The sequence below is a fragment of the Mycolicibacter sinensis genome, from assembly GCF_001673565.1.
Classification (GTDB): Bacteria; Actinomycetota; Actinomycetes; order Mycobacteriales; family Mycobacteriaceae; genus Mycobacterium; species Mycobacterium sinense_C.
The window spans coordinates 85,127-105,915 of sequence record NZ_LZMF01000057.1 but is presented as its reverse complement, the minus strand read 5'-3'; the positions used below and the strand labels follow the sequence as shown (position 1 = coordinate 105,915).

The window sequence follows — 20,789 nt, the reverse complement described above, 5'->3', positions numbered from 1 at the left end:
GCTACTCGGCGGCAGCCCGCTCCCGCTGGATTTCCAGGGCGATGTCGATGAGTTGGTCTTCCTGGCCGCCGATCAGCTTGCGCTGGCCGGCCCGGTGCAGCAGCTCATGGGCGGGCACGCCGTAGCGCTCACCCTGGCGCACCGCGTGCTTGAGGAAGCTGGAGTACACCCCCGAGTAGCCCATGATCAGCGCGTTGCGGTCCAGCACGCACTCAGCCGGCATCGCCGGGCGCACCACCTCCTCGGCGGCATCAGCGATGTCGAAGAAGTCGATACCGGTCTTGATCCCGACCTTGTCGAACACCCCGATCAACGCCTCCACCGGGGCATTGCCCGCCCCCGCGCCGAACCGGCGCACCGAGCCGTCGATCTGCTTGGCACCAGCGCGCACCGCCTCCAAAGAGTTGGCCACCCCCAGCCCGAGGTTCTCATGGCCATGAAAACCCACCTGCGCGTCATCACCGAGCTCGGCGACCAGCGCCTGGACCCGATCACGCACCCCTTCGAGCACCAGCGCACCGGCCGAATCCACCACATACACACACTGGCAGCCCGCATCGGCCATGATGCGGGCCTGGGCGGCCAGCTTCTCCGGGGACACGGTGTGAGCCATCATCAAAAACCCGACGGTCTCCAGGCCGAGTTCGCGAGCCAGCCCGAAGTGCTGGATCGACACGTCGGCCTCGGTGCAGTGCGTAGCGATCCGGCAGATCACACCGCCATTGCCCTGCGCGGTCTTCATGTCTTCCTTGGTGGCCACCCCGGGCAGCATCAAAAACGCGATCTTGGCGTCCTTGGCGGTCTGCGCCGCCAGGGCGATCAGCTCCTGGTCGGGAGTCTTGGAAAATCCGTAGTTGAAACTGGATCCGCCCAGCCCGTCGCCATGGGTCACCTCGATGACCGGCACGCCGGCAGCATCGATCGCCGCCACGATCGCGGCGACCTCCTCAGGCGTGAACTGGTGGCGCTTGTGATGGCTGCCGTCACGCAGGCTGGTGTCGGTGATCCGAACGTCGAAAATGTGATCAGACATAGCAGCTACACCCCTTGAGCCTTGGCGGTGGCCATCTCGCGGGCGATCTCCTCGCCCACCTTGGTCGCGGCCGCGGTCATGATGTCCAGGTTGCCCGCATACGGGGGCAGGTAATCGCCGGCGCCCTCGACCTCGACGAACGTCGTGACCACCGCACGCCCACCCGAGTTCAGCGACGGCTCGTCGAACTGCGGCTCGTTGAGCAACCGGTAACCCGGCACATAGGTCTGCACCTGCTCGACAACACTGAGGATCGACTTGGTGATCGCATCCCGGTCGATGTCCTCGGGGATCTGGCAGAAGATGGTGTCGCGCATGATCATCGGCGGATCCGCCGGATTCAGGATGATGATCGCCTTGCCCTTTTGCGCCCCACCGATCGTCTCCACTCCACGCGAGGTGGTCTTGGTGAACTCATCGATGTTGGCCCGGGTGCCCGGCCCCGCCGACACGCTCGCGACGCTGGCCACGATCTCCGCGTAGGGCACGGTGCCGCCCTGCTCGGTGACCGCACGCGTCACCGCGTACACGATCGGGATGGTGGCCTGCCCACCGCAGGTGATCATGTTGACGTTCGGAGCGTCCACGTGCTCGTGCAGGTTCGCCGGCGGGATCACTGCCGGACCCACCGCAGCCGGAGTCAAATCGATCGCCCGGATCCCAGCCGCCTCATACTTGGGCGCGTACGCCTTGTGCACGTAGGCGCTGGTGGCTTCGAAGACGAAGTCCGGCAACTCATCCTGGGCCAGCAGCCAGTCCGCCCCCTCGGCCGAGGTCTCCAGTCCGAGCTTGCGGGCTCGGGCCAGGCCTTCGCTCTCCGGGTCGATGCCGATCATCCAGCGCGGCTCCAACCACTCCGAGCGCAGCAGTTTGTACAGCAGGTCGGTGCTGATGTTGCCCGACCCGACGATCGCGACTGACGCTTTGTCGGCCATGAGCGCTCCTCTATTCGAAAACCAGCCGGACCGAACCCAGTCCGGAGAAATCGGCGACACAGTCGTCGCCGGCGTGCACGTCGATGGCCCGGGTGGCGGTGCCGGGCAACACGATGTCGCCGGCCTGCAGCCGCACCCCGAAACTCTCCACCTTGCGGGCCAACCACGCCACCGCGGTGACCGGATTACCCAGCACCGCGTCACTGCGGCCCTCGGCGACCACCTCGCCGTTCTTGGTCAACGAGGCGTCGATCCGCTTGATATCGATGTCGCCCGGCTTGACCCGCTGTTTGCCGAGGACGAACCCGGCCGAGGAGGCGTTGTCGGCGATGGTGTCGCAGAGCTTGATCTTCCAGTCGGTGATCCGGCTGTCGATCAACTCAATCGCCGGGGCGAACGCCTCGGTGGCGGCGAGCACGTGCTCCTCGGTGCAGTCCGCGCCCGGCAGGTCCTCGGCGAGGATGAACGCCACCTCGACCTCGACCCGCGGGTACAGGTAGTTCGCCGCTTTGATCGGTTTGTCCTCGAACACCTGCATCTCGTTGAGCAGGTGCCCGTAGTCCGGCTCGTCGACGCCCATCATCTGCTGCATCGCCTCGCTGGACAGGCCGACCTTGTGGCCGACCACCCGGGCGCCCTCGGCGATCCGCTGGCGAATGTTGATCAGCTGGATCTCGTAGGCGTCGACGACGTCGATGTCGGGATGCGCCGCCGTCAGAGGGGAGATCGGTACGCGGCTGCGCTCCGCTTGCGCCAATTCGGCGGCGAGTTCGTCGCGGATCTGGGCGCTGAGCATCTTTGAAGAGTCCCCTCGGGTGTTGGGATGCGGGTAAAACCGAGCCGCTGACCGAATTCTATAACGTGTTCTAACTTTCAGCTCGGGCGGTCTCGGGCGGTCCGGTGGCGACGGAGGGCCGGCGGCATGGTCGCCGCCGGCCCCCCACCGAAGCGTGAACTAGGACTTGCCGGTGTAGTCGACCTGCCAGTGCTTGATCCCGTTGAGCCAGCCCGAGCGTAGCCGCTGGGGGCTTTCCAGCGGCTTGAGGTCGGGGATGTGGTCGGCGATGGCGTTGAAGATCAGACCGATCGTCATCCGGGCCAGGTGGGTGCCGATGCAGTAGTGCGCACCGGTGCCGCCGAAGCCGACGTGCGGGTTGGGGTCACGCAGGATGTTGAACTGCTGCGGGTTGTCGAACACCTCGGGGTCGAAGTTGGCAGCGCGGTAGAACATCACCACCCGCTGGCCCTCCTTGATCAAGGTGCCATTGAGCTCGTGGTCCCGAGTGGCGGTGCGCTGGAACGACGTCACCGGGGTGGCCCAGCGCACGACCTCGTCGGCGGTGGTCTCCGGGCGCTCCTTTTTGAACAGCTCCCACTGGTCGGGGTTCTCGGTGAAGGCCATCATGCCCTGGGTGATGGAGTTACGGGTGGTCTCGCTGCCCGCCACCGCCAGCAGGATGATGAAGTAGCCCAGCTCGTCGTCGTTGAGCTTCTCGCCGTCGATGTCGGCCTCGATCAGCGTGGTGACGATGTCCTTGCCCGGGTTCTGGCGCTTCATCTCGGCCAGCTGCAGGCCGTAGGTGATGATCTCCAGCGCCGACGCCGCCGGGTCGTAGTGAGCGTATTCCGGGTCGTCGTACGAGGTCATCTGGTTGGTCCACTCGAACAACTTGCCGCGGTCCTCCTGCGGCACCCCCATCAGACCGGCGATCGCCTGCAGCGGCAGCTCGGAGGCCACCTCCACCACGAAGTCACCGGATCCCTTGGCCAGCGCCTCTTTGGCGATGCCCTGCGCGCGCTGCTCCAGCTCCTCGTGCAGCGGCAGGATGTGACGCGGGGTGAAGCCGCGCGAGATGATCCGGCGCTGGCGGGTGTGCCGCGGCGCGTCCTGGTTGAGCATGATGATCCGCTGCGCCTCGATCGCGTCGCGGGTGATGTCGTCGTTGAACCGCGGGATGGCGGTGTTGATCTCACTGGAGAACACGTCGTCGAGGCGGGAGACCTCTTTGACGTCCTCGTGGCGGGTGATCGCCCAGTAGCCGCCGTCGTTGAAGCCGCCGACACCTTCCGGCTGCTCGATCCACTTGATCGGCTCGCTCGTGCGCAGCGCCGCCAGCTCCTCGTCCGGAATCCGCTCGGCGTAGATCTCCGGATCGGTCGGGTCGAAACCCGCGGGAACATTGAAGGCGGAAGGGACAGTGGGGCTGGCCACGGCGAAGACTCCTAACTCAGGGCATGTGCAGCACGATGCATGCTCGTGCCAGTAAAACATGCCTTCGCTGCAGAAGAAAGGCGAGAACGCGTCCGCGCGGGCCGCAAAATTGAAACGCGTTCTACCAGGTCCGCAACTCCGCCTGACCTGGTCGGTCCCGGCGCCCTACCCGCAGGGTAGGAAGTGGTCGTCCGGGCGAGCGGGGTAACCATACCGCCAGCCAACTGGCGCCCGGGTGGGGCAATTCTATAACGTGTTCTACATGGCTGAGCAGGAGTACGACGTCGTCGTGGTCGGAAGCGGTGGCGCCGGGATGGTCGCCGCCCTCACCGCCGCCCACCGGGGACTGTCCACCATCGTCATCGAGAAAGCCGCCCACTACGGCGGTTCGACCGCCCGCTCCGGCGGCGGCGTGTGGATCCCCAACAACGAGGTGCTCGCACGCGCGGGCGTCAAGGACACCCCCGAGGCCGCCCGCACCTATCTGCGCACGATCGTCGGTGACGTCGTTCCGGCCGAGAAGATCGACACCTACCTGCAGCGCGGGCCGGAGATGTTGTCGTTCGTGCTGAAGAACTCGCCGCTGAAGATGTGCTGGGTTCCCGGTTACGCCGACTACTACCCCGAGCAGCCGGGCGGCAAGCCCACCGGCCGCTCGATCGAGCCGAAGCCGTTCAACGCCAAAAAGCTCGGCGCGGATGCGGCCGGCCTGGAACCGGCCTACGGCAAGGTGCCGCTGAACGTCGTCGTCATGCAGCAGGACTACGTCCGGCTCAACCAGCTCAAGCGCCATCCGCGCGGCGTGCTGCGCAGCCTGAAGGTCGGCGCCCGCACCATGTGGGCCCAGGCCACCGGCAAGAACCTGGTCGGGATGGGCCGCGCGCTGATCGCTCCGTTGCGGATCGCCCTGCGCAATGCCGGCGTGCCGGTCGAGCTGAACACCGCACTGACCGACCTCTACGTCTCCGACGGCGTGGTCCGCGGCGTCTACGTCCGCGACAGCAATGCCTCGGAGGCCGTCGAGCCCCGGCTGATCCGGGCGCGGCGCGGGGTCATTCTGGCCAGCGGCGGATTCGAGCACAACGAGCAGATGCGGGTGAAGTACCAGCGCGCTCCGATCACCACCGAGTGGACGGTCGGCGCGAAGGCCAACACCGGCGAGGGCATCCTGGCCGGCGAAAAACTCGGTGCCGCACTGGACGTCATGGAGGACTCCTGGTGGGGCCCGACGGTGCCGCTGCCCGGAGCACCGTGGTTCGCGCTCTCGGAGCGCAACTCGCCCGGGTCGATCATCGTGAACATGGCCGGCAAGCGGTTCATGAACGAGTCGATGCCCTACGTGGAGGCCGTCCACCACATGTACGGCGGCGAATACGGGCAGGGCCCCGGCCCCGGCGAGAACATCCCGGCCTGGCTCGTGTTCGACCAGCGCTACCGCAACAACTTCATCTTTGCGGGTCTGCAGCCGGGCCAACGGATTCCGAAGAAGTGGCTGGAGTCCGGCGTGATCGTCTCGGCGGACACCCTGGAAGAACTGGCGACCAAGATGGGCGTGCCGGCAGCGGGGCTCAATGCGACCGTGGAGCGGTTCAACGAGTTCGCCCGCACCGGCGTCGACGAGGACTTCCACCGCGGTGAGAGCGCCTACGACCGCTACTACGGCGACCCGACCAATAAGCCGAACCCGAACCTGGGCCCGATCGCGCAGGGGCCGTTCTACGCGGCCAAGATGGTGCCCGGGGACCTGGGCACCAAGGGCGGGATCCGCACCGACGTGCGCGGTCGGGCGCTGCGCGACGACGACAGCGTCATCGAGGGCCTCTACGCCGCGGGCAATGTGAGCGCCCCGGTCATGGGCCACACCTACCCCGGGCCCGGCGGCACCATCGGACCCGCGATGACGTTCGGTTACCTGGCCGCTCTGGACATCGCCGACTCACCAGCCGAAAGGGCCTAGGACATGCCGATCGATCTCGATGTCGCACGGGGTGCGGAGTTCGGCCGGGTCGAGTTCTCCTGGACCGCAACCAATGTGCAGCTCTACAACCTGGCGCTGGGCGCCGGCTCGGATCCGATGGATCCGCGTGAGCTGAGCTACGTCGTCGACGGCACCCCGCAGGTGTTGCCGACGTTCGGCTGCGTCGCGGCGTCGTTCAACGATGTCGACCCGCCCAAGGTCAGCTGGCCCGGCGTCGAAATCGATCTGGCCAAGATCCTGCATGCCTCCGAGAAGGTGATCGTGCCCGCGCCGCTACCGCCGTCCGGCAGCGCGCAGGCCGTCAGCCGGATCGTCGACGTCTGGGACAAGGGCAAGGCCGCCGTCGTCGTGCTCGAGACCACCGTCACCAGTACCGACGGCACGCCGCTGTGGACGCAGCAGCGGTCCATCTTCGCGCGCGGCGAGGGCGGCTTCGGCGGTGAGCGCGGCCCGGCCTCGGCAACCGAACGTCCCGACCGCGCACCGGATTTCGAAGTCGACATCCCGGTGGCGCCGCAACAGGCGCTGCTCTACCGGCTCTGCGGAGACCGCAATCCGCTGCACTCGGACCCTGGATTCGCGGCGGCTGCTGGATTCCCGCGGCCGATCCTGCACGGGCTGTGCACCTACGGCATGACCTGCAAGGCGGCCGTGGACACGGCACTGGACGGCGATGCGGGCGCGGTGCGTTCGTTCGGCGCGCGGTTCGCCGGCGTGGTCTTCCCCGGCGAGACCCTGCGGGCTCACCTGTGGAAAGAGGACGGCCGGTTGCTGGGCAACGTGGTGGCGCCCTCGCGTGACAACGCCGCGGTGCTGAGCGACGTCGAGCTGGTTACGGCCTAGCGACGCCGGTCGGCGGCGTCCTTCGTCGCCCGGCCTTATTGAAAACGATTGTCATCTCCGCTAACGTCTGTCGGAACCACGTAACGCAACACGAAGAGGTTGCGTCGCGAACCGACAAGCGAGGACGACCCTGTGACGGCTGCGGTATGGATGGCGTCGCCACCGGAGGTGCACTCGGCAGCACTGACCAGCGGCCCCGGACCCGGACCGCTGTTGTCGGCGGCCGGCGCATGGGCATCACTGAGCCTGGAGTACACCGCGACCGCAGATGAGTTGCGCGCCTTGCTGGGGTCCACTCAGGCGGCGGCGTGGCAGGGGCCGAGTGCTGAACAGTATGTCGCCGCGCATGCCCCTTACCTGGGGTGGCTGTCGAAGGCCAGCGCCGACAGCGCCGCCCTGGCGGCGCAGCACGAAACGGTGGCCAGCGCCTATGTCAGCGCGCTGGCGGTCATGCCCACGATGCCGGAACTGGCCGCCAATCACGCCACGCACGGTGTCCTGGTCGCGACCAATTTCTTTGGCATCAACACGATTCCGATCGCACTCAATGAAGCCGACTACCTGCGGATGTGGATCCAGGCCGCGACCACGATGGCCAGCTACGAAGCGGTCTCCGGGGCGGCGCTGGCCTCGGCTCCACAGCCCACCGCGGCACCACCGATCGTGCTCCATGACGAGTCCGACCACGGCGATCATGACCACGACCACGACCACGACCACGACGGCATCCACGACGGCGAATTGGACCCGTCCGACCCGGAGTGGTGGCAAGATTTCTTCGGCGAACTGGGCGAGTACGGCAACACCATCATCACGGACTTGCTGACCAATCCGGCGGCGCTGCTGAACGATCTCCCGTTGATAATGGCCGATCTGACCTTCCATGCCAGCCAAATCGCCTCGAGCCTGAGCCAGTTCGCTCCCGCGCTGCTGCAGCCGGCGCTGGGCCTGGTGCTCGCCAACCTGGGATGGGCGGCCGGCCTGGCCGGGCTGGCCGGAATTCAGCCGACCCCGGTCGCACCCGTCGCTGTGGATCCGATCTCGGAGACACCTCCGGCGTTGCCGGCTGCAGGTGCCTCGTCGAGCACCCCGTCGGTTCCCGCCTCGACCACGGCGACAGTGCCGTCGTCCGCGTCGGTGCCGACGACCAGCGCGGCTCCCGCCGCGCCACCGCCTTCGGTTCCCCCGGCCGGCGCAAGCCCGGGATTCTTCCCGCCCTATGTGATCGGGCCTACCGGTACGGCCGACCGGATCCGTGCCAAGGGCCGCGCCCAGGCCGTCAAGAAGGCGCCGAATCCGGATGACGCCAGTGCGGCGGCTGCCGCGGCCGCGCAAGGTCGGGACCGGGTCCGGACTCGCCGGCGCCGGCGTGCTCGCGATGAGGCGAACGAGTTCGCTGACCTGGTGGCCACCAGCGCCTCGGCCACCGGGGCCGGTGCCCTGGGTTTCGCCGGGGCACAGGCTAAGCCGGATAGGGCTGCGGCGGGGCTGACGACGTTGGCTGCTGAGAGCTTCGGCAGCGGCCCGACGGTTCCGCTGCTACCCGAAAGCTGGAGCGAGGCCGGCGACGAACGTCACGCTCGGCGGTAGGGTGCGCGAAGCTAGCCCAGGATCAGACCCGACGTCGGCACCCCGGTACCGGCGGTGACCAACACGTGCTCGACACCGTCGACCTGGTTGACCGAGGTGCCGCGTAGCTGGCGCACCCCTTCGGCGATGCCGTTCATCCCGTGGATGTAGGCCTCGCCGAGCTGCCCGCCGTGGGTGTTGATCGGCAGCCGGCCGCCCAGCTCGATCGCGCCACCGGCGATGAAGTCCTTGGCCTCGCCCTTACCGCAGAACCCCAACTCCTCCAACTGGATCAGCGTGTAAGGGGTGAAGTGGTCGTAGAGCACCGCGGTCTGAATGTCGGCCGGCGTCAGGCCCGATTGCGCCCACAGCTGCTTGCCCACCAGGCCCATCTCGGGCAGCCCGAGCTCGTCGCGGTAGTAGGAGTACATGGTGAACTGGTCGGCCCCGGCTGCCTGCGCGGCCGCCTCGATCACCGCCGGCCGATGCTTGAGGTCGCGGGCCCGCTCGGGCGTGGTGACGACGATCGCCACCCCGCCGTCGCTCTCCTGGCAGCAGTCCAGCAGCCGCAGCGGTTCGGCGATCCACCGCGAGTTCTGGTGATCCTCGATGGTGATCGGCTTGCCGTAGAAGAACGCCTTGGGGTTGGTCGCCGCGTGCTTGCGATCTGCCACCGACACCACACCGAAATCCGCACTGGTGGCACCGTATTCATGCATGTAACGCTGGGCGATCATCGCCACCGACGCGGCCGGGGTGCTCAGGCCGTGCGGGTATGACCAGCTGTACTCCACGCCGCGGGAATCGGCGTTGACCGTCAGCCCGGTCATCACCTGACCGAACCGGAACTCCGAGCGCTCATTGAAGGCCCGGTAGGCCACAACGACTTCGGCGATCCCGGTCGCCACCGCCATCGCCGCCTGCTGCACGGTCGCCGCGGCGGCGCCACCGCCGTAGCCGATCTGGGAGAAGAACTTCAGCTCGCCGATCCCGGTGGCACGTGCGACGGCGGTCTCCAGGTTGGAGTCCATGGTGAAGGTGACCAGACCGTCGACGTCGGACGGCGCCAAGCCCGCATCGTCGAGTGCGTCGAGCACCGCCTCGGCGGCCAGACGCAGTTCGCTGCGCCCGGATTCCTTGGAGAAGTCGGTCGCCCCGATGCCGGCGATGGCAGCCTTACCCGACAGCATTACACGTCCCCGATCGTCAATGTGGCGGTGGCGATCACGTGGTCGCCAAGACTGTTGTTACCAACGACTTTCACGGTTACCAGAGGTCCGTCCGCTGTGTTTTCCAACCCGGTCACCTCACCGCTGAAGGTGACGGTGTCGTAGGCGTACCACGGCACGCCCAGGCGCAGCCCGATCGAACGGATCACCGCATTGGATCCGGCCCAGTCGGTGAGGTAGCGCTGCACCAGGCCGGTATCGGTGAGAATGTTGACGAAGATGTCCTTGGATCCCTTGGCCTGCGCCTTGTCCCGGTCGTGGTGCACGTCCTGGTAGTCGCGGGTGGCGATCGCCGTGGAGACGATGAACGTCGGGTCGCCGTAGATCTTCAGCTCGGGCAGCTTGGTGCCCACTTCCACGGTCGGAGCGCTCATGCCCCGCCTCCTTCCACAGGCTCCCAGGCGTACAGGGTCCACGCCGGGCCGGCGTCGCTGGCAGGAAAGTCGAGAAACGTTGCGCGGACCGGCATCCCGATCTCCACCGCATCGGCGTCGACACCGCGCAGTTCACCGAGCATCCGCACGCCCTCCTCCAGCTCGACCAGCGCGATCACGAACGGCAGGCTGCGGCCGGGGACCTTGGGGGCATGGTGCACGACGTGGCTGAACACCGTTCCCTTGCCGCTGGAAACGACGTAGTCGGTGGTCTCGGACTTGTCCTTCCAGACCGCGGGAACCGGCGGATGCTGCAGGCTGCCGTCGGGGCGGCGCTGGATGCGCAGCTCGTGGGCGGCCACCCCGTCCCAGAAGTACTTGGAGTCCCTCGACCAGGACGGGCGCATCATCTTGCCCGGGTCGAGATCCTCAGGCACCGCGATGGATTCGGCGCGATCCTTCGGCAGGAACTTGAGGATGCGCCAGTTCATGTCGGCGACATTCTCTTCTCCGACCCACCAACGGATCTTCTGGGTGACGAAGTAGCCCTCACCCAGGCCGGTCTTTTTGGGGCCCACGATGTCGGTCACCTCGGCGGTGACACTGACCTCTTCGCCGGGCCGCAGGTAGCGGTGGTAGGTCTGCTCACAGTTGGTGGCCACCACCCCGACGTAGCCTGCGCCGTCGAACAATTCCATGACCTTGCCGAGCGGGTCGTCTGCGGGGCGCTCCCCACCCAGGCCCATCATCGTCCACACCTGGATCATCGCCGGCGGAGCGACGATGCCCGGGTGGCCGGCCGCGCGCGCGGCGGCCTCGTCGGTGTAGATCGGATTGGCGTCACCGATCGCATCGACCCAGTGCCGGATCATCGGCTGGTTCACCGGATCCCGGCCCGACCGCGGCTTGCTGCGGCCCGACGCCAGAATCTGCTCGATACCGGAAGAAATGTCACTCATCTGTGTCCTCGACTCCTCGCGCAAGCGCTCACCGTGGCACCCGCGGAACCTTCAGACCGGAGGCGGCGATCATCTCGCGCATCACCTCGTTGACCCCACCGCCGAAGGTGATGACCAGGTTGCGCTTGGTCTGCACGTCCAGCCAACGCAGCAGCCCGGTGGTCGCCGGGTCGGCCGGGTTGCCGTAGCAGCCCACGATCTCCTCGGCCAGCCGCCCGGCGTACTGGATCCGCTCGGTGCCAAAGACTTTGGTGGCCGCCGCGTCGGCCACGTCGATGATCTCGCCGGCCGCGGCGACCTGCCAGTTGAGCAGCTCGTTGATGCGGAACATGGCGTGGATCTCGCCGAGACCGCGCTTGACCGCGTCGTGGCTGATCGGGGTGATCCCGTCGCTGCCGGGCTGGGTGGCCCAGGCGTACACCTTGTCGTAGATGGCGCCGAACCGGCCGGCCGGGCCGAGCATCACCCGCTCGTTGTTGAGCTGGGTGGTGATCAGCTTCCAACCGCCGTTCTCCTCGCCCACCAGCATGTCGGCGGGCACCCGCACGTCGTTGTAATAGGTCGCGTTGGTGTGATGTGCGCCGTCGGACAGGATCATCGGAGTCCAGGAGTAACCCGGGTCCTTGGTGTCGACGATGAGGATCGAGATCCCCTTGTGCTTCACCGCGGTCGGGTCGGTGCGCACCGCCAGCCAGATGTAGTCGGCGTCATGCGCGCCGGTGGTGAACACCTTCTGGCCATTGACGATGTAGTGGTCACCGTCGCGAACGGCGGTGGTGCGCAACGACGCCAGGTCGGTGCCCGCTTCAGGCTCGCTGTAGCCGATCGCGAAATGCACTTCGCCGGCCAGGATGTCCGGCAGGAATTTCTTCTTCTGCGCCTCGTTGCCGTACACCTGCAGGGTCGGTCCCACCGTCTGCAGCGTCACGGCGGGCAGCGGAATGTCTGCGCGCTGCGCCTCGTTGACGAAGATCTGCTGCTCGATCGGGCCGAAGCCCAGGCCGCCGAACTCCTTGGGCCAGCCGACGCCGAGTTTGCCGTCGCGGCCCATCCGGCGGATCACGGCACGGTAGGCCTCGTTGTGCCGGTCGGTGGCCATCGCCTTTTCCTCATCGGGCGTGATCAGGTTGGCGAAGTATTCCCGCAATTCGGCTTGCAGTTTGCGCTGCTCGGGGGTCAGATCGACGAACATGGTGCCCGCTGCTGCCGGCTGCTGCCCCTCCCCCGGCTCCGCCGCGCTACCGACCTCCACCAGGTCGAGACGGTGCGACCGTCCGCCGAGCAGGCGGTTCAGGTCTTTGATCGTGGAGTAGTAGCGGTCCATCGGGTAGTCGACATCCATGCCCATCCCGCCATGCAGGTGATGGCAGAGTTGCATCACCGGGGGCGCCTGCGAGGTGATCCAGTAGCCGAGCACCCCGAGGTCGTCGCCGGCGTCGAGGCCGTTGGCCAGCCGCCACACCACCGACGTCGCCGCCAGGGTGATGGTGCGCGAGACGATGTAGATCTCCGAGAGTTGCGCGGCCACCGTCTGGAACGTCGACAGCGGCCGGCCGAATTGCTCACGGCTGCCGACGTAGTCAGCGGTCAGCCGCAGTGCACCGGCCACCAGCCCGGAGGTGTAGGCGCCGACCATGGCCAGTGCCAAGTGGTTCACCCGGTGTACCGACGCCCCGTCGAGCACGGCGTCGGCCTCGGCGCCGTCGAAGACGACCACGTACTCGTTGCTGTGGTTGGCGGTCGGGGTCTTGGTCAGCTGCACTCCGGGCGCCTTCGGTGAGATCACCGCGACACCGGAATCAGCGGTGACCAGCATCCACTCGGCCTGCTCGGCGAAGGGCACACCGATCTTGGTGCCGGACAACCGGTTACCGGAAAGCCGAACTCCGGGCTGCTCCGGCAGTGCGGCGGCCGGCTCGTCGAGCGCGGCGGTCAGCACCGCTCCCTTGGCCACCCCGGCCAGGTAGCGGTCCTGCTGAGCCTCGGTGGCCAGCTCCAGTAGCGGCACCAGACCGAACCCGAGGGTGGCCAGTGCGGGACTGATGGTCCCGTGCCGACCGATCTCGGTGAGCGCCGTGGCCACCTCCGACAGGCCGACACCGTCACCGCCGAGCCGCTCGGGCACCGCGAGTGCCGTCACGCCGCCGGCGACCAGCGCCTCCCAGCTGTTGTCCCGGTCGAGCACCGACGTGACGACGTCGGCGACTGCCTGCTGTTCCGGATCTGGACTGAAGTCCACCGAATCTCCTTAAAACTAGTGGCCCACCGGGCATTTGCCGGTGTAGTCCATCTGCCAATGCTTGATGCCGTTGAGCCATCCGGATCGCAGCCGTTCCGGGGAGGCCAGCGGCGCGAGGTCCGGCACGTGGTCGGCGACCGCGTTGAAGATCAGGTCGATCGTCAACCGGGCCAGGTGGGTGCCGATGCAGTAGTGCGCACCGGTGCCGCCGAACCCGACGTGCGGGTTCGGATCGCGCAGGATGTTGAAGCTGAACGGTTCGTCGAAGGCGTCCTCGTCGAAGTTGGCCGAGCGGTAGAACATCACCACCCGCTGGCCCTTTTTGATCTGGGCTCCGGACAATTCGTAGTCCTCCAGTGCGGTGCGCTGGAAGCAGATCACCGGGGAGGCCCACCGCACGATCTCGTCGGCGGTGGTCGCCGGGCGCTCCTTCTTGAACAACTCCCACTGCTCGGGGTGCTCGGAGAACGCGATCATGCCGTGGGTGATCGAGTTGCGGGTCGTCTCGTTGCCGGCCACCGCCAGCATCACGACGAAGAACCCGAACTCGTCGTCGGAGAGCTTCTCGCCGTCGATATCGGCGTTGATCAGGGTGGTGACGATGTCTTCGCCGGGGTTCTCCGCCTTGTCGGCGGCCAGTTGCATGGCGTACTGGATCAACGCGAGCGAGGTGGCCTGCGGGTCGATGTCGGCGTATTCCGGGTCCTCGCTGCCGGTCATCTCGTTGGACCATTGGAACAACTTGTCCCGGTCCTCCTGCGGCACCCCGAGCAGTCCGGCGATCGCCTGCAGCGGCAGTTCGCAGGAAACCTGCTCGACAAAGTCACCACTGCCCGCCGCGGCGGCGTCCTTGACGATCGCCTGCGCCCGCTCGTGGAGTTCGTCGCGCAACCGTCCGATAGCCCGCGGGGTGAAGCCCCGCGAGATGATCCGGCGCAGCCGGGTGTGGTGCGGCGCGTCCATGTTCAGCATCACGAACCGCTGAACCTCGATGTTCTCGCGCTGCATGTCGTCGGGAAACCGTGGGATCACACAGTTTTCGTAGCTGGAGAAGACATCGCTGCGCAGCGACACCTCTTTGACGTCGGCGAGCTTGGTGACCGCCCAGTAGCCGCCGTCGTTGAATCCGCCGCCCTTGCCCGGGGCTTGCTCGACCCAGCACACGGGCGCCGTCTTGCGCAGCTGCGCGAACTCCTGCTCGGGGATGCCCTCGACGATGACGTCGGGGTTGAGGAAGTCGAATCCGGGCGGAAGGGTGGACATGACAGAACTAACCTCCGTGTTCGTTCGGTGGTTCAGACGGATTTGCCGGTGTAGTCGACCTGCCAGTGCTTGATCCCGTTGAGCCAGCCCGAGCGCAGTCGTTCCGGGGCGCCCATCGGCTTGAGGTCGGGGATCTGGTCGGCGATGGCGTTGAACATCAGGTTCACCGACATCCGGGCCAGGTGGGTGCCGATGCAGTAGTGCGCACCGGTGCCGCCGAAGCCGACGTGCGGGTTGGGGTCGCGCAGGATGTTGAACTGCTGCGGGTTGTCGAACACCTCGGGGTCGAAGTTGGCCGCGCGGTAGAACATCACTACCCGCTGGCCTTGCTTGATCTTCACCCCGGACAGCTCGTGGTCGCGGGTGGCGGTGCGCTGGAACGACGTCACCGGGGTGGCCCAGCGCACGACCTCGTCGGCGGTGGTCTCCGGGCGCTGAGACTTGAAAAGCTCCCACTGCTCCGGGAATTCGGTGAACGCCATCATGCCCTGGGTGATCGAGTTACGCGTCGTCTCGCTACCGGCGACCGCCAGCAGGATGATGAAGAATCCCAGCTCGTCATCGTTGAGCTTCTCGCCGTCGATGTCGGCCTCGATCAGTGTGGTGACGATGTCATGACCGGGGTTCTGCCGCTTCATCTCGGCCAGCTGCAACCCGTAGGAGATGATCTCCATCGACGAGGTCTTCGGGTCGTAGTGGGCGTATTCGGGGTCGTCGTAGGACGTCATCTGGTTGGTCCAGTTGAACAGCTTGCCGCGGTCCTCTTGGGGCACGCCCATCAGGCCGGCGATCGCCTGCAGCGGCAGCTCGGAGGCCACCTCCACCACGAAGTCACCGGTGCCCTTGGCCAGAGCCTCCTTGGCGATGCCCTGGGCGCGCTCTTGCAACTCGTCGTGCAGCGGCAGGATGTGGCGCGGGGTGAAACCGCGCGAGACGATCCGGCGCAGCCGGGTGTGCCGCGGGGCGTCCTGGTTGAGCATCAACAGCCGGCCGACGTCGATGTTCTCCCGCTCGATGTCGTCGTTGTAGCGCGGGATGGCGCCGTTGATCTCGCTGGAGAAGACGTCGTCGAGCCGGGACACCTCTTTGACGTCGTGGTGGCTGGTGATCGCCCAGTAGCCGCCGTCTTTGAACCCACCGCTCTTGTCGTCCGGCTGCTCGATCCAGGAGATCGGGGCGGCGGCCCGCATTTCGGCGAACTCCGCATCCGGCAGCCGTTCGGCGTAGATCTCGGGGTCAGTGAAGTCGAACCCCGGGGGCAGTTTGACACTCGACATCGACGACTCCTAAATGCAACGCGTTCTAGTAGCAGTAAAACATGGCCTCACCATAGACCAAAGGCCTCTTCACATCGTCGCTTGTCAGACTAATGAAACGTGTTCTAGCCTGGCCGCATGGGTAATCCTGTCATCGTCGAAGCCACTCGTAGCCCCATCGGTAAACGTAACGGCTGGCTGTCCGGCCTGCACGCCACCGAACTGCTCGGGGCGGTGCAGAAGGCACTGGTCACCAAGGCCGGGATCGACCCGGGCAGCGTCGAGCAGGTCATCGGCGGTTGCGTCACCCAGTTCGGCGAGCAGGGCAACAACGTGACCCGGCAATCCTGGCTGGTCGCCGGGCTGCCCGAGCAGGTCGGCGCCACCACGGTGGACTGCCAGTGCGGCAGCGCGCAGCAGGCCAACCATCTGATCGCCGGACTGATCGCCGCCGGCGCCATCGACATCGGCATCGCCTGCGGCATCGAGGCGATGAGCCGGGTGGGCCTGGGCGAGAACGGCGGCGGTGCTCGCGCCGCATCTTGGGACATCGACCTGCCCAACCAGTTCGAGGCCGCCGAGCGGATCGCCAAGCGCCGGGGTATCACCCGGGCCGACGTCGACGCATTCGGGCTGCGCTCACAGCAACGGGCCAAGCAGGCCTGGGCCGAGGGCCGGTTCGGCCGAGAGATCTCCCCGATCGAGGCACCGGTGATCGACGAGAACAAGCAGCCCACCGCCGAGCTGAACATGGTCAGCCGCGACCAGGGCTTACGCGACACCACCGCCGAGGGCCTGGCGAAGCTGAACCCGGTGATCGAGGGCGGCATCCACACCGCCGGCACCAGCTCACAGATCTCCGACGGCGCGGCTGCGGTGCTCTGGATGGACGAAGACAAAGCGAAAGCCCTCGGCTTCAAGCCGCGGGCCCGGATCGTCAGCCAGGCTCTGGTGGGTGCCGAGACCTACTACCACCTCGACGGCCCGGTGCAGTCCACCGCGAAGGTGCTGGAGAAGGCCGGGATGAAGATGGGCGACATCGACCTGGTCGAGATCAACGAGGCGTTCGCCTCGGTGGTGCTGTCCTGGGCCGCGGTGCACAACCCGGACATGGATCGGGTCAACGTCAACGGCGGGGCGATCGCGCTGGGTCACCCGGTGGGCTCCACCGGAAGCCGGCTGATCACCACCGCGCTGCACGAACTGGAGCGCACCGACAAGTCGACAGCGTTGATCACCATGTGCGCCGGCGGCGCGCTGTCCACCGGCACCATCATCGAGCGGATCTAGTGGTTGCGGTCTCAGAAGCCGACCGCATCGCGGCGGCCCAGGCCTACATCGACGCGCTGGTCAGCCACGATGCCTCGGCGGTCCGGTTCGCCCCAGACTGTGTCCGCATCGAAGTCGGACTCAAGACCGGATTCTCCGGAAATCACTTGCGGCGCAGCTTGAATCGGGGACCACAGTTCCGGTTGATCTCGGCCGCCACCCTGCCGAAGTACAGCGTCGACGGCGACGAGGTGCGGGCGGTCTTCGACATCATCACCAAGCCGTCGCTGTTGGGGCGGCGGGTGTGCGCCCACGTCGACGAGGTGTTCGTCATCCCGGCCGACAGCCCGGACGGCACCGCCACCATCCACCACATCCGGGCCGGGATTCGTCCGTTCGTTCAACGTTAAGGTGGTGGGCGTGGAGACACCAGAGAAGCCGAAGTCGCTGGACTCGCCGGTCACCGGCACCATCATCAAATGGATGTCGCGGGCCAACACGCTTGCCTACAAGGCGACCGGCGGCCGGATCGGCGGCAAGTGGCGGCTGGGCACCAAGCATTTCGGGGAGGTTCCCGAAGTCGGCATCCTCACCACCACCGGACGCAAAACCGGTCAGCCGCGCGAATCCCCGTTGCTGTTCCTGCGCGAAGGCGACCGGGTGATCCTGGTGGCATCGCAGGGCGGTCGCGCCACCAACCCGATGTGGTACCTGAACCTCAAGGCCAACCCGAAGGTGTCGTTCCGGATCCGCAACGAGGTGCTGACGTTGCGCGCCCGGGACGCCGGCGAGTCGGAGCGGGCCGCGTACTGGCCGAAGCTCGACGCGATGTACCCCGACTTCGTCAACTACCGCGCCTGGACCGACCGAGAGATCCCGATCGTCATCTGCGAGCCTTGACAGCTGCACGGGCAGCCGGGTTTGCTGCTGCCTATGCCGACCCATCGGTTCGTTGCCGGCACCGCTTCGGCGGCCGCACTCGCGCTGTTCGCCTGCCCGGCAATCGCTTGGGGCGCAGGGTCGATCACCCTGGACTTCGTGCGGCACGGCGAAGCCGGCGACAACCTGATCATCAACGATGAGATCCCCGGGCCGCCGCTCACCGCGCAGGGGTGGCAACAGGCGAACGACGTCGCCCAGATGCTGCTGCAGGGTGGTGGAATCGACGGGATATTCGCCTCGGCGATGACACGGGCACAGCAGACCGCCGAGCCGCTGGCTGAGGCGTTGCAGCTGTGGCCGCTGCCGTCCGATCACGTGCTGCCCGGCCTCAACGAGATCGGCGCCGGGGTTTTCGCGGGCCTGCCTCTTGATGCTGGGGGCCTGCCGGTGGGTGCGGTGGCCTACGCGCTGGCGCCGTTCCTGTGGTCGCTCGGGCTGTACTTCGTGCCGCAACTGGGCTCACCCGACGCCAACGGGATGGTATTCCAGGAGCGTTTCACCGATGCGGTGCAACAGATCTACTTCGGCGCCGGTAACGGCGACACCACCGACGCGGTGTTTGCCCACGAGGCCTCAATCGTGTTCTGGACGTTGATGAACGTCAAGAATCCCGATTTCGGGCTGATCTTCAACCAAGCCCTCACCACCGGAGAGTTGCTGCCCTACACCGGCGTTATCGAGGTGCAGGGCAATCCGACCGACGGCTGGACACTGATCAGCTGGGACGGGCACGCCGTACCGCAGGACCCGGGGTTGCTCACCGAGCTCTTCGTCGACTTCCGTGACCTGATCACAGTGCCGCAGATGGCGGCCTACCACGTGTGGGAGGCCGTCCTGGGCGGCGATCCGACGGCGATGACGGCGGCACTGACGGCCGGCGCCGACGAAATCGGCACCGCCCTAACGCAATTCCCGGCCGACGTGCTTCACGATCTGACCGCCGCCCTGGCGGCTGCGTGAGGCCCGGCCCGGGTTAAGCCCCGTAGACCGGCACCGGCGTCCGCGCCTGAGTCAGCAGGTCGGCGACGACCGGACCCAGCTCGGCCGGGTCCCAGCGGGAGCCCTTGTCGGCCTGCGGCCCGTGCGCCCAGCCCTCGGCGACGCGGATCTTGCCGCCCTCGACCTCGAAGACCTTGCCGGTGACGTCCTTGGATTCCACGCTGCCCAGCCACACCACCAGCGGGCTGACGTTCTCCGGAGCCATCGCGTCGAAGGCCTGGTCTTGGGTGTTCATCATGTCGGCGAAGACGGTCTCGGTCATGCGGGTACGGGCCGACGGCGCGATGGCGTTGGCGGTGACGCCGTAGCGGCCCATCTCAGCGGCGGCGACCAGGGTCAGCGCGGCGATGCCTGCCTTGGAGGCGCTGTAGGTGGCCTGCCCGACGCTGCCCTGCAGGCCGGCGCCCGAGCTGGTGTTGATGATCCGGGCGTCAACGGTCTCGCCGGCCTTGGACTTGGCCCGCCAGTACGCGGCGGCGTGGCGCATGGTGGCGAAGTGGCCCTTGAGATGCACCGCGGTGACGGCGTCGAATTCCTCTTCGGTGGCGTTGGCGAACATCCGGTCCCGCACGATGCCCGCGTTGTTGACCAGGACGTCCAGCCCACCGAAGGTGTCCACCGCGGTTTGGATCAGCGCCTGCGCCTGGTCCCAGTCGGCCACGTTGGAGCCGTTGGCGACGGCCTCCCCGCCGGCGGCCTTAATCTCGTCAACCACACCTTGGGCGGCACTACCGCCACCGGCGGGCGAACCGTCGAGTCCGACGCCGATGTCGTTGACCACCACCCGGGCGCCCTCGGCGGCGAACGCCAGCGCGTGCGCCCGCCCGATTCCGCCGCCGGCTCCGGTGACGATGACCACGCGGCCGTCGAGAAGTCCCATGTTGTTGTCTCCCTTATCCGTTGGCTATTTGTTGGCGCTCGAAGCGTCGAGGTAGGCCGGCGGCTCACCACCGCCATGGGCTTGAAGGCTGGCGCCGCTGATATAGGACGCGGCGTCGGAAGCCAGGAATGCTGCGGCCCAGCCGATGTCGGCGGGTTTGGCGAGCCGGCCCAGCGGCACGGTGGCGGCCACGGCGGCGACGGACTCGGCGTCGCCGTAGAACAGCTCGGACTGCTCGGTCTCGACCATCCCGACCACCACCGAGTTCACACGGACCTTGGGCGCCCACTCGACGGCCAGGGTGGCGGTCAGGTTGTCCACCCCGGCCTTGGCGGCACTGTAGGCCGCGGTGCCCGGCGACGGGCGATGGCCGCTGACGCTGGTGATGTTGACGATCGAGCCGCCGCCGTCCTGGGTCTGCATGACGGCGTTGGCGTGCTGGGCGACCAGCAGCGGCGCCAGCAGGTTGAGTTCGATGATCTTGCGACTGAAGTTGGCCGAGGCCTCGGCGGCCAGCGCGTGCGGTGAGCCGCCGGCGTTGTTGACCACCACGTCCAGGCGACCATGCTTGGCGGCGATCGCCTCGATCAGCCCCTTGACCGCGTCGTCGTCGCGGACATCGCAGGCGTGGAACTCATACGGCAGGCCGTCGACGGGTCGCCGGGCGCAGGTCACCACCGTTGCGCCCTGATCGGCGAAGACGGCGCTGATACCGGCGCCGACGCCGCGGACTCCGCCGGTCACCAACACCACCTTGCCGGTCAAGCCGAGATTGATCGCATCAGCCACTGTGCTAGCGTACCAAGCAA

At 67.1% G+C, this 20,789-nt stretch carries 19 protein-coding genes and 1 pseudogene; 7 read left to right on the top strand and 13 right to left on the bottom strand.

The genetic code is table 11. From position 1 onward, the window contains the following. Position 1: 1 nt before the first annotated feature. From dmpG to A5648_RS09155, 4 genes are all read right to left on the bottom strand, one after another. Positions 2–1,033: a 4-hydroxy-2-oxovalerate aldolase gene (gene dmpG, locus A5648_RS09170; protein ID WP_065024230.1), complete on the bottom strand. Its 1,032-nt coding sequence runs from the start codon at positions 1,031–1,033 to the stop codon at positions 2–4. Positions 1,034–1,038: 5 nt separating this feature from the next. Beyond that, positions 1,039–1,968, bottom strand: coding sequence for an acetaldehyde dehydrogenase (acetylating) (locus A5648_RS09165; protein WP_065024229.1), 930 nt, complete (start codon positions 1,966–1,968; stop codon positions 1,039–1,041). A 10-nt stretch (positions 1,969–1,978) separates the two neighbouring features. Next, a complete protein-coding gene (locus tag A5648_RS09160) occupies positions 1,979–2,764 on the bottom strand; it encodes a 2-keto-4-pentenoate hydratase (protein ID WP_065024228.1) in 786 nt (261 codons plus the stop codon). A gap of 159 nt (positions 2,765–2,923) precedes the next feature. Beyond that, on the bottom strand, positions 2,924–4,180 hold the full coding sequence (locus A5648_RS09155; RefSeq protein WP_065024227.1) for a cytochrome P450: 1,257 nt from the start codon (positions 4,178–4,180) through the stop codon (positions 2,924–2,926). Positions 4,181–4,442: 262 nt separating this feature from the next. On the opposite strand from A5648_RS09155, the gene kstD reads away from it, so the two are divergent. The 3 genes from kstD (at position 4,443) to A5648_RS09140 (ending at position 8,591) form a co-directional block, all read left to right on the top strand. Next, complete coding sequence (kstD, locus tag A5648_RS09150; protein ID WP_064856254.1) at positions 4,443–6,137, top strand: 3-oxosteroid 1-dehydrogenase; 1,695 nt, start codon at positions 4,443–4,445, stop codon at positions 6,135–6,137. A gap of 3 nt (positions 6,138–6,140) precedes the next feature. After that, entirely contained in the window at positions 6,141–7,001 is an 861-nt protein-coding gene (locus tag A5648_RS09145) for a MaoC/PaaZ C-terminal domain-containing protein (protein WP_065024226.1), read from the top strand. Positions 7,002–7,151: 150 nt separating this feature from the next. Continuing rightward, positions 7,152–8,591 carry a PPE family protein gene (locus A5648_RS09140; protein WP_065024225.1) on the top strand — a complete coding sequence of 480 codons (1,440 nt, stop codon included), beginning with the start codon at positions 7,152–7,154 and terminating at the stop codon, positions 8,589–8,591. A gap of 11 nt (positions 8,592–8,602) precedes the next feature. Here the strand turns inward: A5648_RS09140 and A5648_RS09135 are convergent, their stop codons facing one another. The 7 genes and pseudogenes from A5648_RS09135 to A5648_RS09110 form a co-directional block, all read right to left on the bottom strand. Then, positions 8,603–9,760 carry a lipid-transfer protein gene (locus A5648_RS09135; RefSeq protein ID WP_065024224.1) on the bottom strand — a complete coding sequence of 386 codons (1,158 nt, stop codon included), beginning with the start codon at positions 9,758–9,760 and terminating at the stop codon, positions 8,603–8,605. Then, positions 9,760–10,173, bottom strand: coding sequence for a MaoC family dehydratase (locus A5648_RS09130; RefSeq protein WP_065024223.1), 414 nt, complete (start codon positions 10,171–10,173; stop codon positions 9,760–9,762). Before A5648_RS09130 ends, A5648_RS09135 begins: the two co-directional genes overlap by 1 nt. Further along, complete coding sequence (locus A5648_RS09125) at positions 10,170–11,132, bottom strand: bifunctional MaoC family dehydratase N-terminal/OB-fold nucleic acid binding domain-containing protein (protein ID WP_065024222.1); 963 nt, start codon at positions 11,130–11,132, stop codon at positions 10,170–10,172. The genes A5648_RS09130 and A5648_RS09125 overlap by 4 nt, the downstream gene beginning before the upstream one ends. A gap of 28 nt (positions 11,133–11,160) precedes the next feature. Next, a complete protein-coding gene (fadE29, locus tag A5648_RS24570) occupies positions 11,161–12,324 on the bottom strand; it encodes an acyl-CoA dehydrogenase FadE29 (RefSeq protein ID WP_234787379.1) in 1,164 nt (387 codons plus the stop codon). A 96-nt stretch (positions 12,325–12,420) separates the two neighbouring features. Further along, positions 12,421–13,257, bottom strand: a pseudogene (locus A5648_RS24565) (acyl-CoA dehydrogenase family protein); the annotation flags it as partial. A gap of 129 nt (positions 13,258–13,386) precedes the next feature. After that, positions 13,387–14,634, bottom strand: coding sequence for a cytochrome P450 (locus A5648_RS09115; RefSeq protein ID WP_065024220.1), 1,248 nt, complete (start codon positions 14,632–14,634; stop codon positions 13,387–13,389). A gap of 32 nt (positions 14,635–14,666) precedes the next feature. Then, positions 14,667–15,911: a cytochrome P450 gene (locus tag A5648_RS09110; protein WP_065024219.1), complete on the bottom strand. Its 1,245-nt coding sequence runs from the start codon at positions 15,909–15,911 to the stop codon at positions 14,667–14,669. A gap of 117 nt (positions 15,912–16,028) precedes the next feature. Here A5648_RS09110 and A5648_RS09105 point away from each other — a divergent pair, with 117 nt between their 5' ends. From A5648_RS09105 to A5648_RS09090, 4 genes are read left to right on the top strand one after another with little or no spacing between them, the layout of a single operon-like run. Continuing rightward, positions 16,029–17,180: a steroid 3-ketoacyl-CoA thiolase gene (locus tag A5648_RS09105; protein WP_065024218.1), complete on the top strand. Its 1,152-nt coding sequence runs from the start codon at positions 16,029–16,031 to the stop codon at positions 17,178–17,180. Next, complete coding sequence (locus A5648_RS09100) at positions 17,180–17,569, top strand: hypothetical protein (RefSeq protein ID WP_065024217.1); 390 nt, start codon at positions 17,180–17,182, stop codon at positions 17,567–17,569. The genes A5648_RS09105 and A5648_RS09100 overlap by 1 nt, the downstream gene beginning before the upstream one ends. Before the next feature lie 10 nt (positions 17,570–17,579). Further along, positions 17,580–18,059 carry a nitroreductase family deazaflavin-dependent oxidoreductase gene (locus A5648_RS09095; RefSeq protein ID WP_065024289.1) on the top strand — a complete coding sequence of 160 codons (480 nt, stop codon included), beginning with the start codon at positions 17,580–17,582 and terminating at the stop codon, positions 18,057–18,059. A gap of 33 nt (positions 18,060–18,092) precedes the next feature. Next, complete coding sequence (locus tag A5648_RS09090) at positions 18,093–19,061, top strand: phosphoglycerate mutase family protein (protein WP_065024216.1); 969 nt, start codon at positions 18,093–18,095, stop codon at positions 19,059–19,061. A 13-nt stretch (positions 19,062–19,074) separates the two neighbouring features. On the opposite strand, the gene A5648_RS09085 is transcribed toward A5648_RS09090, so the two are convergent. Continuing rightward, a complete protein-coding gene (locus tag A5648_RS09085; RefSeq protein WP_065024215.1) occupies positions 19,075–19,980 on the bottom strand; it encodes an SDR family oxidoreductase in 906 nt (301 codons plus the stop codon). A 24-nt stretch (positions 19,981–20,004) separates the two neighbouring features. Next, the gene (locus A5648_RS09080) at positions 20,005–20,769 is read right to left on the bottom strand and encodes an SDR family oxidoreductase (protein WP_065024214.1); all 765 of its coding nucleotides are present in this window, start codon (positions 20,767–20,769) and stop codon (positions 20,005–20,007) included. Positions 20,770–20,789 lie beyond the last annotated feature (20 nt).